Origin of the sequence: Actinosynnema sp. CA-299493 (assembly GCF_050946825.1) — a bacterium.
GTDB lineage: Bacteria > Actinomycetota > Actinomycetes > Mycobacteriales > Pseudonocardiaceae > Actinosynnema.
Genome location: NZ_CP191993.1, coordinates 432,486 through 446,497, shown reverse-complemented (window position 1 = coordinate 446,497; position 14,012 = coordinate 432,486). Strand labels below are relative to the sequence as shown.

General features: G+C 71.9%; 11 protein-coding genes. 9 read left to right on the top strand and 2 right to left on the bottom strand.

Translation table 11 applies throughout. The features are described from left to right. The first annotated feature begins 69 nt into the window (after nucleotides 1–69). A complete protein-coding gene (locus tag ACQPYE_RS02205; RefSeq protein ID WP_498718853.1) occupies nucleotides 70–1,011 on the top strand; it encodes an N-acetylglucosamine kinase in 942 nt (313 codons plus the stop codon). Nucleotides 1,012–1,023: 12 nt separating this feature from the next. Here ACQPYE_RS02205 and ACQPYE_RS02200 read toward each other — a convergent pair whose 3' ends face one another. After that, entirely contained in the window at nucleotides 1,024–1,659 is a 636-nt protein-coding gene (locus ACQPYE_RS02200) for a DUF3159 domain-containing protein (RefSeq protein WP_498718852.1), read from the bottom strand. 144 nt (nucleotides 1,660–1,803) lie between these two features. On the opposite strand from ACQPYE_RS02200, the gene ACQPYE_RS02195 reads away from it, so the two are divergent. The 7 genes from ACQPYE_RS02195 to ACQPYE_RS02165 all read left to right on the top strand — a co-directional run bounded on the left by ACQPYE_RS02195 (nucleotide 1,804) and on the right by ACQPYE_RS02165 (nucleotide 9,462). Continuing rightward, nucleotides 1,804–3,027, top strand: a complete 1,224-nt coding sequence (locus ACQPYE_RS02195) for an ROK family transcriptional regulator (protein WP_498718851.1) — start codon at nucleotides 1,804–1,806, stop codon at nucleotides 3,025–3,027. A gap of 10 nt (nucleotides 3,028–3,037) precedes the next feature. Beyond that, nucleotides 3,038–4,366, top strand: a complete 1,329-nt coding sequence (locus ACQPYE_RS02190) for an extracellular solute-binding protein (RefSeq protein ID WP_498718850.1) — start codon at nucleotides 3,038–3,040, stop codon at nucleotides 4,364–4,366. A gap of 2 nt (nucleotides 4,367–4,368) precedes the next feature. Next, nucleotides 4,369–5,349, top strand: coding sequence for a carbohydrate ABC transporter permease (locus tag ACQPYE_RS02185; protein ID WP_498718849.1), 981 nt, complete (start codon nucleotides 4,369–4,371; stop codon nucleotides 5,347–5,349). A 71-nt stretch (nucleotides 5,350–5,420) separates the two neighbouring features. Further along, entirely contained in the window at nucleotides 5,421–6,230 is an 810-nt protein-coding gene (locus tag ACQPYE_RS02180) for a carbohydrate ABC transporter permease (RefSeq protein WP_498722820.1), read from the top strand. After that, a complete protein-coding gene (locus ACQPYE_RS02175; RefSeq protein WP_498718848.1) occupies nucleotides 6,227–7,495 on the top strand; it encodes a 6-phospho-beta-glucosidase in 1,269 nt (422 codons plus the stop codon). Before ACQPYE_RS02180 ends, ACQPYE_RS02175 begins: the two co-directional genes overlap by 4 nt. Continuing rightward, a complete protein-coding gene (locus ACQPYE_RS02170; protein ID WP_498718847.1) occupies nucleotides 7,492–8,553 on the top strand; it encodes an N-acetylglucosamine kinase in 1,062 nt (353 codons plus the stop codon). Before ACQPYE_RS02175 ends, ACQPYE_RS02170 begins: the two co-directional genes overlap by 4 nt. A 144-nt stretch (nucleotides 8,554–8,697) precedes the next feature. Then, nucleotides 8,698–9,462 carry an SGNH/GDSL hydrolase family protein gene (locus tag ACQPYE_RS02165; protein WP_498718846.1) on the top strand — a complete coding sequence of 255 codons (765 nt, stop codon included), beginning with the start codon at nucleotides 8,698–8,700 and terminating at the stop codon, nucleotides 9,460–9,462. A 427-nt stretch (nucleotides 9,463–9,889) separates the two neighbouring features. Here ACQPYE_RS02165 and ACQPYE_RS02160 read toward each other — a convergent pair whose 3' ends face one another. Further along, entirely contained in the window at nucleotides 9,890–12,682 is a 2,793-nt protein-coding gene (locus tag ACQPYE_RS02160; RefSeq protein ID WP_498718845.1) for an AfsR/SARP family transcriptional regulator, read from the bottom strand. A 177-nt stretch (nucleotides 12,683–12,859) separates the two neighbouring features. On the opposite strand from ACQPYE_RS02160, the gene ACQPYE_RS02155 reads away from it, so the two are divergent. Continuing rightward, nucleotides 12,860–13,912, top strand: coding sequence for an ADP-ribosylglycohydrolase family protein (locus tag ACQPYE_RS02155; protein WP_498718844.1), 1,053 nt, complete (start codon nucleotides 12,860–12,862; stop codon nucleotides 13,910–13,912). The last annotated feature ends 100 nt before the right edge of the window (nucleotides 13,913–14,012 follow it).

Genomic DNA, 14,012 nt, shown 5'->3' with positions numbered 1-14,012 from the left:
CGAGAGCCAGGTCCGGCACAACCCGGTTGGGTGTGCCGGACCTCGTTCGTGCTGGGCATACTCGGGCGAATGGGTTTCGTGGTGGGTCTGGACGCGGGCGGCACGAGCACCCGGGCGTTGGTGCTCGACCTGGACGGCGCCCGGCGCGGCGCCGGGGTGGCCGGCGGCGCGAACCCCAACTCCCACCCGCCGGAGCTGGCCGCAGCGCACGTGCGGCAGGCGTTGACGGCGGCGTTGGACGGGTTGGACCCGGCGAAGGTCGAGTCGGGCGTGCTGGGCATGGCCGGGTCGAGCAAGCTGCTCAGCGACCCGGCGGTGGCGGCGTTGTTCGAGGCGGCGTGGGCGGGCGCGGGGCTGCGGTGCCCGATGCGGGTGATCACCGACTGCGAGGCGGCGTTCGCGACCGGCTCGGCGTCGCCCGACGGGACCGTGCTGGTGGCCGGGACGGGGTCGATCGCGGCCCGGATCGAGCACCACGAGCTGGTGTCGACGGCCGGCGGGTACGGCTGGCTGCTGGGTGACGAGGGGTCGGCGTTCTGGCTGGGGCGTGAGGCGGTGCGGGCGACCCTGGTGGCGTTGGAGCAGGACTCGCCGGACGCGCTGACGACCGCCGTGCTGGCGCGTGCCGGCATCCCCGACGTGCCCGACGTGCCCCGCCGCGAGCGTTGGCGGCGGTTGATCACGGTGGCCAACGACGCCGCGCCGATCGCGTTGGCGACCTACGCGCCCCTCGTGACGGCGAACGCCTCGGCCCCGTCGGCCGACCGGATCATCACCGCCGCCGTGCGCACCCTGGCCGACCTGGCGGAGGCCGCCCGTCCGTCCGACGACCACTCCCCCGTCGTGCTGATGGGCAGCCTGGTCCACGCCCACCCGCTGGGCGCGCGCCTGAAGCTCGAACTGGCCGGCCGCACCTCGGCCACCGTCACCGTCGCCACCGAGGGCGCCGCCGGCGCCGCCTGGCTGGCCGCCGTGAAAGTCCTGGGCGACTCCGCCCCCCGCCCCACCTGACCCCGCGAGGGGTCAAGGGGTGCGGGGGTGGCGGAGGCCCGGGTGGTCGGTGGGCAGGGTTCGGCGGAGGACCCACCAGCTCACGGCGATGCACGCCACCTGGAGCGGCCAGGTCAGGGCGACGCGCATGACGCCCAGCAGGACCACCTCGCCGGCCAGCCACAGGGCGCCGAAGACGAGCACGCGCAGGAGGTACTGGCCCACCCACGGCCACGACGCGTAGCGGTACGCGCGGAGCAGGTCGGGGTCGCGTCGCCAGCGGGACCTCTGGCCGGTGACCAGGCCGACCACCACCCCGAGCAGCGGCCAACGCAGGACGATCGAGACGGCCCAGACCAGGGCTGACGCGGCGTTGAGGAAGATCTGCACGAGGAAGAAGTCCTGGGCCCGGCCCGTCTGCAACGCGATGTACGCGGCGACCACGACCAGTGCCACCGAAGCCAGCAGCGCCCGGGGACGGCTGCCCAGGACCACCCGCACCAAGCCGACGACCACACCGCAGGCGACGGCCGCCAGGGCGCCGGCGGCGATGGAACTCCCGCCCAGCAGCCACCCCAGGACGAACGCCAACGGCGGCAGCGAGGCGTCCAGCGCCCCGCCCCGCCCGCCCAGCAGCGAGGCCAACGACTCCTGACGCGTGTCGGTCATACCTCCAGGGTGCCTTAGGCCTGCCTAACCCAGGTAACGGACCCGTCTCGGGCCATTGACCCCCGTGAGGCCCGTCACTACCGTCTCCACGAAATCGTCTGGAAAGTTACCAGACAGGAACGCCCGACACGGACAGGAGACCCGATGCGAGCCGGGAGCCCGAGGCTGCTGCGCGAGATCAACGACCGCGCCGCCATCGAGGCGCTGCTCCGCAACGGCCCGCTGACCAGGGCGGAGCTCGAAGGGATCATCGGCCTGTCCAAACCGGCCACCGCGCAGCTCCTCACCCGCCTCGAAGAAGAAGGCACGGTCCTGCGCGACGGTCTGCGCGGCGGCGGGCGCGGCCCACGCGCGCAGCTGTGGAAGGTCAACGGCGCGCTGGCCCACGTCGCCGCCATCTCCCTCACCCCCGACGCGGTCGACGTCGCCATCGCCGACATCTCCGGCGCCACGCTCACCGAACACCGCGCGCCCATGCCGAAGACCGGTGTGCTGGAGGCGTTCCGCGGCGCGGTCGCGAAGGCCGTGGCCCAAGCCGGCCTGACCACCGACGCCCTGCACCACGTGGTCGTGGGCAGCCCCGGGGCGGTGGACCCGACGACCGGTCGCCTCAACTACGCGCCGCACATGCCGGAGTGGGAGAACAAGAACATCCCCGAGGAGCTCGAAGCCCTCCTCGACACCCCCGTCACGGTCGAGAACGACGTCAACCTGGTCGCGCTGGAGGAGATGATCGCCGGCCGGGCCGTGGGCGTGCGGAACTTCGTCCTGCTCTGGCCCGCCGACGCGGTGGGCGCGGCCGCCGTGGTCAACGGCGTGCTGCTGCGCGGCGCGACCGGCGGCGCGGGCGAGATCGACGCCATGCGGGTGCCCGACCACGCGCACGCCGACACGGGAACCGAGCGCACCGGCAGCCGTTACGGCGACCTGCTCGACAGCCCCAGCGTCGCCCGCCTGGCCCACGCCCACGGTGTGTCCGCGCGCACCGGGCAGGTCGCCGTGGAGAAGGCGTTGAGCGAGGGGCCGGCCGGCCGGGAGTTCCTGGTCGACCTGGCCCGCCGGGTCGCGACCGGCGTGGCGAACGTGGTCGCCGTGCTCGACCCCGAACTGGTGCTGCTCTCCGGCGAGATCGCGCAGGCGGGCGGCACGACGCTCGCCGACCTCGTCGCCGCCGAGCTGCGCCGCCTGGTGGTGCCCCGCACCCCCGTCGAACTCGCCCTGGTGACCGGGAAACCGGTGCGCTCCGGCGCGCTGCACTCCGCGTTGTCCGTCGTCAGGGAACAGGTGTTCGGTCTGCCCGCCGCCACGACCGAACCCTTCCGCGGTCCGAGCCGGCAGGGCGGGACCGCACCGGGCACGTCGACATGAAGGAGAGCACATGCGCAAGCTCCACCGCGCGGCGTTGCTGTGCGTGGCCGCGGCGGTATCCCTGACCGCTTGCGCGGCGGGCTCCGGCCGGCAGGCCGACCAGTCGGGACCGGCGGCGGCGCCCGGCGAGGGCGACGAGTTCTCGTTGACCGTCTGGAGCAACTACTCCGGCCGTGAGCAGGCCGAGGTCACCAAGGCCCTGGAGAGCTTCAAGGAGAAGTTCCCCAACGCCCGGATCGAGCACGAGGGCAGCCAGGACGACGACAAGATCACCGCGGGCATCCGCGGCGGCAACCCGCCGGACGTGGCCCTGTCGTTCACCACCGACAACCTCGGCCAGTTCTGCACCAGCGGCTCGTTCCAGGAGCTCAAGCCCTACGTCGAGCGCGACGGCGTCGACCTCGGCCAGATCCCGGACGCGGTCCGCTCCTACACCGAGCACGAGGGCAACCGCTGCGCGATGCCGCTGCTCAGCGACGTGTACGGGCTGTACTACAACAGGGACATGCTCGCCGAGGCCGGTATCGGCGCGCCGCCCAGGACGACGGCCGAGCTGCTCGACTTCGCCAAGCGCACGACGAAGAAGGCGGCGGACGGCTCGATCGAGGTCGCGGGCTTCCTGCCGACCATGCTGTTCTACGCCAACCGCCCGCCGATCTGGGCGCCGAACTTCGGCGCGGAGTGGGAGACCCCGGACGGCAGGTCGGGCCTGGCCACGCCGGAGTGGGCGGAGATGCTGACGTTCCAGAAGGAGCTCGTCGACTTCTACGGCTACGACAACCTGGAGCGGTTCCGGGCCGGGCTGGGCCAGGAGTACTCGAACGACCACGCGTTCCACCAGGAGAAGATCGCCATGATGATCGACGGCGAGTACCGCACGGCGTTCTTGAAGGACCAGGCTCCGGACGTCCGGTTCGGCACCGCGCCGTTCCCGACGGTCAAGCCCGAGCTGTACGGCACCGGCTTCACCACCGGCACCATCATGGGCATCCCGAAGGGCGCGAAGAACCCCGGCGCGGCGTGGGAGCTGATCAAGCACCTGTCGTTCGACACCGACACGATCGTGGACCTGGCCAACGGGATCAAGAACATCCCGAGCACGAAGGCCGCGCTGACCGACCCGCGCCTCGAAGTGGACGAGAACTTCAGGACGTTCATCGACCTGGCCACGTCGGGCAGGTTGCGGGGCAACCCGGTGACGCCCATCGGCGACGCGCACATCAAGGCGATCGGCGACTTCGCCACGTCGTGGCAGGCGGGCGCGGTGCCCGACCTGATGGCCGGGCTGGCGGAAGTCGACCAGCAGATCGACGACCGGATCGCGAAGAGCGGCAGGTAGGCGTGACGGCCACGCTGGAGCGCGTGGACGTGGCGCGGACCGCCCCGGCCAAGGGGCGGTCCCGGGCCCGCGCCCGCCACCGCCTGACCGTGCTGGCGTTCATGGCGCCCGCGATCCTCGGGTTCGCGTTGTTCTTCGGCTACCCGCTGGTCGCCACGATCTGGTTCTCGTTCACCAGGTACGACCTGATCAACCCGCCGGAGTGGGTCGGCTGGGAGAACTACGCCTACATGTTCTCCGACGAGCTGTTCCGCACCGCGGTCTACAACACGTCGTGGTTCGTGGTGGTGCTGACCGTCGCACGCGTGGTGTTCGCCCTGGGTGTCGCTTCGGTGATCGCCCGGCTGAAGTCGGGCGTGGGGCTGGTGCGCACGTTGTGCTACCTGCCCTCGCTGGCCCCGCCGGTCGCGGCGACGTTGGTGTTCTTCCTGGTGCTGAGGCCGAACGAGGGGCCGCTGGACTCGCTGCTCGGGTGGTTCGGGGTCGACGGGCCGTTGTGGTTCGCCGATCCGGTGTGGGCGAAGCCGGGGATCGCGGCGGTCGTGCTGTGGGTGTCCGGCGATCTGATGATCATCATCCTGGCGGCGGTCCTGGACGTGCCGCAGGAGCAGTACGAGGCCGCCGCGCTGGACGGCGCGGGGCCGGTGCGGCGGTGGTGGCACATCACGCTGCCGACGATCTCCCCGGTGCTGGCGTTCGGGGTGGTGAACTCGATCATCCTGGCGTTGCAGCTGTTCACGCAGGCCGTGGTGGCGGGGTCGGCGGCCAGCGGGTCGGCGGACGTGACCGGGTCGACGAAGGTGCTCGGGTTCCCGGAGAACTCGACGTTGACGTTCCCGGTGTGGCTCTACACGCAGGGGTTCAGGTACTTCGACATGGGTTACGCGGCGGCGATGGCGACGGTGCTGTTCGTGATCTCGTTCGCGGCGACGGCGTTGTTGGTGCAGCGGATGCGCAGGGCGTCGTACCAGGAGGAGTCGTGACGGCGGCGGTCGGTGTGGTTGGGGTGCGGAGGGCGCGGAGGGCGCGGAGGCCGTTCGCGTGGCGCAGGACGCTGGACTGGGTGGCGGTGCACAGCCTCGGGTTGGCGTTGGGGTTGATGTTCACGCTGCCCGTCGTCTTCGTGTTCCTGACGGCGGTCATGTCGGACAGCCAGGCGTTCACGAAGGACCTGTGGCCCCGCGAGTGGCACTGGGGCAACTTCCTGGAGGTGTTCGAGCAGGCCCCGCTGCTGACGTACTTCGGCAACAGCATGATGTACTCGCTGCTGGCCACGGCGGGCATGCTGATCAGCTCGATCCCCGCGGCGTACGCGTTGGCGAAGCTGCGGTGGCGCGGGCGGAACGTGGTGTTCCTGCTGGTGGTGGGCGCGATGATGCTGCCGCCGCAGGTCGTGGCCGTGCCGCTGTACGACACGTGGTCGAGCCTCGGGCTGACGGGCACGCTGTGGCCGTTGATCGCGCCGTACTTCCTGTTCGACGCCTTCAGCATCTTCCTGCTGCGCCAGTTCATCCTGACCATCCCGCAGTCCTACGTGGACGCGGCGCGGGTGGACGGCTGCACGGAGCTCCAGGCGCTGCTGCGGGTAGTCGTGCCGATGGCGCGGCCGGGGATCGCGGCGACCGCGCTGTTCTGCTTCCTCTACACCTGGAACGACTACTTCGGACCGCTGCTCTACACGAGCGAGAAGCCGGACCGGTGGACGCTGTCGTTGGCGCTGTCCTCGTTCAAGGGCATGCACCACGTGCAGTGGAACCTGGCGATGGCCGTCACGTTGCTGATCATGGTCCCGGCGGTGGTGCTGTTCGCGTTCGCGCAGCGCTCCTTCGTCAGGGGCATCACGTTCACGGGGGTCAAGGGGTGAAGCTCACCGTTGTCGGTGGCGGGTCGACGTACACGCCGGAGCTGGTCGACGGGATCGCGGGGCGGCGGACCAGCCTCGCGGTGGACGAAATCGCGCTCGTGGACCCGGACGTGTCACGGCTGGAGGTGGTCGGCGCGTTCTCGCGGCGGTTGCTGGAGCACGCCGGGCACCCGGCGCGGGTGACGACGACCACCGACCTGGAACGCGGCGTCGACGGCGCATCGGCGGTGTTGTTGCAGCTCAGAGTGGGCGGGCAGGCGGCACGGGCGTCGGATGAGACGTTCCCGCTGGTGTGCGACTGCGTCGGGCAGGAGACGACCGGCGCGGGCGGGCTGGCCAAGGCGCTGCGGACCGTGCCGGTGGTGCTGGACATCGCGCGGCGGGTGCGGGAGGTGGCGGGTGACGCCTGGATCGTGAACTTCACCAACCCGGTGGGGATCGTGACGCGCGCGCTGCTGGCCGAGGGGCACCGGGCGGTCGGGCTGTGCAACGTGGCGATCACGTTCCAGCGGTGGACGGCGGGGCTGCTCGGGGTCGAGCCGGAGTCGGTGCGGCTGGAGCACGTCGGGCTCAACCACCTGAGCTGGGAGACGGGCGTGTTCGTCGACGGCGTCGACCGGCTGCCGGAGCTGCTGACCCGGCACGGTGAAGCGATGGCCGAGCACCTCGGGCTGCCCGCGTCGCTGATGCGGCGGTTGGGGATGGCGCCGTCGTACTACCTGAAGTACTTCTACGACCACGACGAGGTGGTGCGCGAGCAGAAGACCGAGCCGCCGCGCGCCGAGGTGGTGGCCGGGGTGGAGAAGGAGCTGCTGGACTTGTACGGGGACGTGGCGGTGGTGACGAAGCCGGCGCAGCTCGCGCAGCGCGGGGGCGCGTACTACTCGGAGGCGGCCGTGCAGCTGGTGCACGCGTTGACGGGCGGTTCGGGGGCGGAGCAGCACGTGGTGAACGTCCGCAACGGCGGCACGCTGCCGTTCCTGCCCGCGGACGCGGTGATCGAGGTGCCGGCGGTGGTGCGCGGCAGCGGCGCGACGCCGTTGCCCGTGCCGCCCGTGCCGCCGTCGGTGGCCGGGTTGATCGCGCACGTGACGAGCTACGAGCACCTGGCGTTGGACGCGGCCGTGCGCGGTGGGCGTGACCGGGTGGCGGACGCGTTGCTCGCGCACCCGTTGGTCGGGCAGCACGCGGTGGCCGAGAGGTTGGCCGACGAGCTCGTGGCGCGCAACGCGGACTTCCTGCCGTGGGCGAGGGGATCGGTGTGACCGACCGGGTGCTCGCCATCGACGGCGGGAACAGCAAGACGGCCGTGGCGCTGGTGGACGTGGACGGGCGGGTGCTCGCCCGGGTGCGCGGGCCGGGGGCGTCGCCGCAGCACCTGGGGGTGGCGCGGAGCCTGGAGGTGTTCGACGGGTTGGTGCGGGAGGTGGCGGGGTTGGCGGGGGTGGCGGGTGGCGGGGTGATCGCCGCTCACACGGCGGCCTACCTGGCCGGTGCGGACCTGCCCGAGGAGGAGCGCGCGCTGCGGGTGGCGGTCGAGGCGCAGGGGTGGTCGAGGACGTCCGTGGTCGGGAACGACACGTTCGCGCTGCTCAGGGCCGGTACGGCGGACGGGATCGGGGTGGCGGTGGTGTGCGGGGCGGGCATCAACTGCGTGGCGGTCGCGCCGGACGGGCGGACGCACCGGTTCCCGGCGCTGGGGCACATCTCGGGCGACTGGGGCGGCGGCGGTCACCTCGGGTCGGAGGCGTTGTGGCTGGCGGTGCGGGCCGAGGACGGCCGGGGCGAGCCCACGGCGTTGCTGGACGCGGTGGTCGCGCACTACGGGACGGCGACGGTGGCCGAGGCGGTGCGGCGGCTGCACTTCGGGGAGGTGGAGGCCGACCCGAACGCCCTGTGCCCGGTGCTGTTCGAGGTGGCGGCCGGTGGTGACGCGGTGGCGCGGTCGGTGGTGGACCGGCTGGTGGAGGAGGTCGTGCTGCTGGCGCGGGTGTCGTTGACGCGGTTGGGGCTGCTGGCGGAACCGGTGGACGTGGTGCTCGGCGGCGGGGTGCTGACCGGGACGGGCGGGGTGGTGGTCGACGCGGTGGCGGCGCGGTTGGGGGTGGTCGCGCCGGCGGCTCGGGTGCGGGTGGTGGACGTGCCGCCGGTGGTGGGGGCGGCGTTGCTGGGGTTGGACGTGGTGGGCGCGTCGCCAGGGGCGGAGGCGAGGTTGCGCGCGGCGTACGGGTCGGAGGTGCGGGTTGGGGTCGGAGGTGCGGGTGGGGGTCAGGTAGGCGAGGGGCAGAGTGATTTGCGACGCACTCTCGGCGGGCGAACCTGATGAATCACCCATTGCCGACACGGGTTCACACCACCGAGTGACACCTTGGTAACGGCGTCGCCAAGAGTCGGTGGCGTGGAGCGGACTTGGCGTTGCATGCTGTTCTGCGCGGTCATGGGGGTGCCGCGCGAAGTGGAGGGACGCATGGAGGGTTTGGACAGTTTCGTCGCGGTAGGGGACAGCTTCACCGAGGGGATGGACGACCCGGCGCCGAACGGGACGTACGTGGGGTGGGCCGACCGGCTGGCCGGGATGATGTCGGCCAAGCAGCGGGGCTTCCGGTACGCCAACCTCGCCATCCGGGGCAAGATGCTGCACGAGATCGTGGACGAGCAGATCCCGTTGGCGACGGCGTTGAAGCCGAAGCTGGTGACGTTCTGCGGTGGCGGGAACGACATCCTGGTGCCCGGGAGCGACGCGGACGCGGTGGCCGAGGTGTACGAGATCGCGGTGGCCGAACTTCGGGCGGCCGGCGCGGAGGTGGTCATCTTCACCGGGTTCGACCCGAAGCACACGCCGTTCCTGCGGTCGTTGCGCGGGAAGATCGCGATCTACAATAGCCACCTGTGGTCGGTGGCCGAGCGCTACCACTGCAAGGTGGTCGACCTGTGGTCGATGAACGTGCTGCACGACCGGCGCGCGTGGAGCGCCGACCGGCTGCACCTGTCGCCCGAGGGGCACCGGCGGGTGGCGTTGCGGGCGGCCGAGGTGCTGGGGGTCGAGACGGACGACGCGTGGAACACCCCTTGGCCGCCATTGGTCGACGAGGACTGGATGACGCAGCGGCGGCACGATTTGAAGTGGGCGCGGGAGCACGTGGTGCCGTGGATCGGGCGGCAGTTGCGGGGTGAGTCGATGGGTGACGGGGTGGTGCCGAAGCGGCCGGAGTTGTTGCCGGTTTGCGATTGACGGTTGGTGGGTGAGGTCCGGTGAGTCGGCGATTGGTGAGTCGGCTGCTGGGTGGTTGGGTTCGGCTCGATTTGACACGGGGCCCTTACGGGCACTCCAGGCAGGCCAAAGCCGGCAGGCCCGGCGGGGTGAAGCGTCCCGCCAAGCCTGCCGGCTTCGACCAGCCTAAAGCACCCGAACCCATGTCAAATCGGGCCTCGGTGGGGGTGCTGCGGGTCCGTTGTGGGCAGGTGGGTGGTGGCTGCCGGGGGTGCCGATTGCGTTTGAGCCGACTGGCCGGCGCTCTCCCCCGAACGCCGGCCAGTCGGGGTTTGGGTGGCTTCCCCCCTGGTTCCCCCTACCAAGAGCCACCCGGTGCCGACCGCGACTCGCTTGATCAGCGCGACTCCAAGTTTCCACGACTTCGTCAGGTCGAGCTAAACAGCGGCTAAACCTCGGAGGTCAAGGCTTCAAGAGCCGTTCGGACCAACATCGAGCGCGGGGAGCCCAGGCGTACGAACAACCGAAGCGATTCCGCGAGCTCCGCTTGTGCGGCAACGCGTTCTCCGCGTCTGGCCAGCACCGTGCCGAGCACCTGCCGGCCGAACGCCTCCTCGAACTGCATCGAGCCGCCGCGCGCCAGTTCCACGCCTTGTCGGGCGTGCTCCTCGGCCTCCGACAACTGGTCCAGTTCGGCGTAGAGCTCGGCCAGGTTGTTCATCGCCACCGCGTAGGCCCGTTCGTCGCCGTTCCGGTGGTAGATCTCCATTGCCAGGTATTGGTGCTGGGCCGCCGTTTCCCGGTGGCCGAGCCGTTGCTCCACTTGGGCCAGGTTGTTCAGCACCGTGGCTTCGCCGAGGGCGTCACCGTCCCGACGGGCCAGGTCCACGGCTTCGCGGTAGTGCCCCAGGGCTTCTTCCACCCGGTCCTCCGCGACCAGGGCCAAGGCGAGCTGGTCGAGGGTCATGACCAGGTAGCGGGGTTCGGCGGACTCCACGGCTATCCGGTGGGCCAGTCGGGCCTGGTCGAGGGTGCCGCGCAGGGTTCCGGCGCGGTTGTTGACGTCGTGCATGGCGTTCAGGACGAGCATCTCGCCGCGGCGGTCGCCGATCACGCGGGCCGAGGCGAGGCCGAACTCGGCCACGCCCTGCCACTCCCGGCTGACGAGCCTGGTCACGCAGTAGGTGTGGACCAGGCGCACGAGCTGCCAGACCTCCACGTGCAGGCCGGCCTCCGAGCCCGCGTGCACCAGGGCGATGACGTTGGACCACTCCTTGTCGAACCAGGACAGCGCCTGTGACGAGGTGGCGGGTTTCGACGTGGGCGAGACGCAGGTGAAGTCGAGGCCGTCCGACGCCGGTCTGATCAGGCGTCGCGCGTGGTCGCAGGCGCACAGGTAGTGGTCCATCAGGCGACGCAGGCCGCGTTCCCGGTGTTCGACCACGCCACGGGCGTAGAGGCGGACCAGGTCGTGCAGGACGAAGCCGCCGCGCCACTGCTCCACGAGGAGGTGCGCGTCGGCGAGGTCGGCCAGGCGGGCGGCGGCGGTGCCCAGGTCGATGTCGCAGACGGCGGCGATGGCGTGCGGGCTCACCCAGCGGCCGGGTACGAGGCCCGCGGCGCGGAACGTCTCCGCCAGTTCCGGCGGGAGGTTGCGGTAGGAGACGGCGAGGGCGCGTTCCACGCCGACGCCGGTGTCGGCGAGGTCGAGGGTGCGCAGGCGCACGGCGTCGTCGGAGAGCTGGGCGACCAGGGCCTCCACCGTCCACTCGGGACTGAAGACGAGCTTGGCGGCGGCGATGCGCAGCGCCAGGGGCAGGTTGCCGCAGAGTTCCGCCAGCATGCGGGTGGCCGCCGGTTCCTGGTCGGACAGCGGTTTCCCGACGACCTCGTCGACCAGGCGGACGGCCTCCTCTTCGGACAGCGTGTCCAGCGTGAGCATCCGGGCGCCGTTGCTGACGACCAGGGACTCCAGGCGCCTGCGGCTGGTCACGAGGACGACGGACCCGGCGCCGGGCGGCAGGAGCAGGCGCACGTGCTCGGGGTCCCAGGCGTCGTCCAGGACGACCAGCACGCGCCGCTTGGCCAGCACCGAGCGGTACAGGCCGACGCGGTCGTCCAGCTCACGGGGGACGCCGTCGGCGGGCACGCCGAGCGCGATCAGGAACCGGGTCAGGACCTCGGCGGGCTCGACCGGGTCGCGGCCGGGGGCGAAGCCGTTCAGGGAGGCGAAGAGGAGGCCGTCCGGGAACTGCTCGGCCCGGCGGTGGCCCCAGGTGACGGCGAGCTCGCTCTTGCCGATGCCCGCCGCCCCGTTGACCACGGCGATGGTGGTGGCGGACAGGTCGCGCGCGTCGCACAGGCGGTCCAACCAGGCCAGTTCCTCGTCGCGACCGATGAAGCCGCTGGCCGCGGCGGGCAGCTGGGCCGGCACGACGACGCCGGGACGCGGCGGCACGAGGGCGGGTTCCGCCAGGCCGGGTGAGCTGAGCGCCGGGTCGTCGCGGAGCACCTGCTCGTGCAGCACGCGCAGGCCGGGGCCCGGGTCGATGCCGAGCTCGTCCACGACGCGCCGGTGGAAGCGCTGGTAGGCCTCCAGCGCGTCGGCGCGCTGGCCCGACCGGTACAGGGCGCGCATCATGTGGCCGACCAGCCGTTCCCGGAACGGGTGCTCGTTGACCAGCTGCCGCAGCTCGCCGACGAGTTCGAGGTGGCGGCCCAGTTCCAGCTCGGCCTCGATGCGCTCTTCCACTGCGGCAAGCCGAAGCTCCTCCAGGTCGGAGGTGACCGGGTCGCCCGGCACGTCCGCCAGCACCTGGCCGCGCCACAGGCCGAGCGATTCGCGCAGCAGCTGCGCGCGGATCGGCGCGGGCTTGCCGCGCGCGCTCGACACGAGCTGCCGGGCCCGGTGGAAGTCCAGCCGCCACGGGTCGACCGAGAGCTGGTAGCCGGGCGGGGTGGTGAGGATCCGCGCCGAGCCCGCCGGGTCGGCCTGCTCCAGCATCCGGCGCAGCCGCGACACGTAGCCGTGCACGATCGTCCTGGCCGTCGCGGGCGGTTCGTCGACCCACAGGCTGTCCACGATCTCGTCGATCGGGACGACGCGGTTGGCCTCCAGCACCAGCATCGCGAGCAGTCCGCGCATCCCCTTGCGACCGATGACGAGCTGCCGGCCGTCCGCGAGCACCTGCAACGGTCCGAGGACGCCGAACTCCAGCCCGCTCTTGCTCCGGTCGACCATGCCCCTCCCCCGCCTCGTGCGCTACGGCCCGGTCACTGGATCAGGTGCGCCGGACGTGCCGTTGGATACCTGTGAGTAAATGTTGCTTGCTCAACCAGTCGTGCTCCCCTGACCGGATGAGAGCACGGACGGCTAGGGTTCTGACCCCGGACGTCCCGGGCGAGTGCAGGAGGGCAAGTGCCGCGCGAGCCGATGAACGTGGTCGACCGCGGCGCGGCGTGCCTGCTGGGCGGCGCGCTGGGCGACGCCCTCGGCGCGCCCATCCAGTACCTCGGGTGGGCGGACATCCAACGGGACCACGGCCCGGAGGGCGTGCTGGCGCCACCGCGACCCGCGCTGGTCACCGACGACACCCAGCTCACCCTCTTCACCGCCGACGGCTACCTGCGGGCGTGGGTGCGCGGCCGGACCACGGGCGAGTGGGACCCGATCCAGGTCGTCTGGCAGAGCTACCGCCGCTGGTTGATCACCCAGCAGGTGGCCGCGCCCGAACCCGGCGCGGTGGGGTTGGTGGGCGACGAGCGGCTGTACTCCAGCCGGTCACCGGGCCTGACGTGCCTGCGCGCGTTGGCCGCGGACACGCCGCCGACGCCCGAGGAGCCGCACAACGAGTCGTCCGGCTGCAACGGCGTCACCCGCACCGCGCCGGCCGGGTTCGCCCCGAGCGCCGAGATCGCCTACGACCTGGGCTGCCGGTTCGCCGCGCTGACGCACGGCGGCACCGGCGGCTGGGTGTCCGGCGGGGCGTTCGCGCTGCTCATCCACCTGCTGGCGGTGCGCGGGCGGCCGATCCGGGAAGCCGTGGACCAGGTCATCGGCCGGGTGCTGCGGGACGACCCGTACACGGCGAACACCCTCAACCGGGCCGTCGTCTTCGCCGACGAGCACAAGGCGCTCGGCTTCGAGTCCGTCCGGGTCGACCGCCTGGGCAGCGGCTGGACGGGCCCGGAGGCGCTGGCCATCGCCGTGCACACGGTCCTGGTGTACCCGAAGCGGTCGCAGTTCGTGAACGCCCTGCGCGCGGCGGCCAACCACTCCGGCGGCAGCGACGCCACGGCCGCGCTCACGGGCAACGTCCTGGGCGCCCTGCACGGCACGTCGGCGTTGCCGCGCGACTGGCTCGCGAACCTGGAACTGGTGGACCTGCTGACCCGGCTGGGCTCGGACCTGGGCCGCTCGGTGATCGGCGAGGAGTTCGACCTCGCCCGCTACGGAGCCGGAGAAGGGTGAAGCCGGCCTCGGCACGCACGTTCCCGAAAGCGTGCGACCGAGGCCGGCTCTCCACGCGGTCTGCGCAGGGACACGCCCCGAGCGCGGAACCCGGCTGACC

Bases quoted from the DNA above. Each gene is read 5' to 3' on its own strand.
- ACQPYE_RS02205 (WP_498718853.1), top strand. From the start codon at position 70: ATGGGTTTCGTGGTGGGTCTGGACGCGGGCGGCACGAGCACCCGGGCG.
- ACQPYE_RS02200 (WP_498718852.1), bottom strand. From the start codon at position 1,659: ATGACCGACACGCGTCAGGAGTCGTTGGCCTCGCTGCTGGGCGGGCGG.
- ACQPYE_RS02195 (WP_498718851.1), top strand. From the start codon at position 1,804: ATGCGAGCCGGGAGCCCGAGGCTGCTGCGCGAGATCAACGACCGCGCC.
- ACQPYE_RS02190 (WP_498718850.1), top strand. From the start codon at position 3,038: ATGCGCAAGCTCCACCGCGCGGCGTTGCTGTGCGTGGCCGCGGCGGTA.
- ACQPYE_RS02165 (WP_498718846.1), top strand. From the start codon at position 8,698: ATGGAGGGTTTGGACAGTTTCGTCGCGGTAGGGGACAGCTTCACCGAG.
- ACQPYE_RS02160 (WP_498718845.1), bottom strand. From the start codon at position 12,682: ATGGTCGACCGGAGCAAGAGCGGGCTGGAGTTCGGCGTCCTCGGACCG.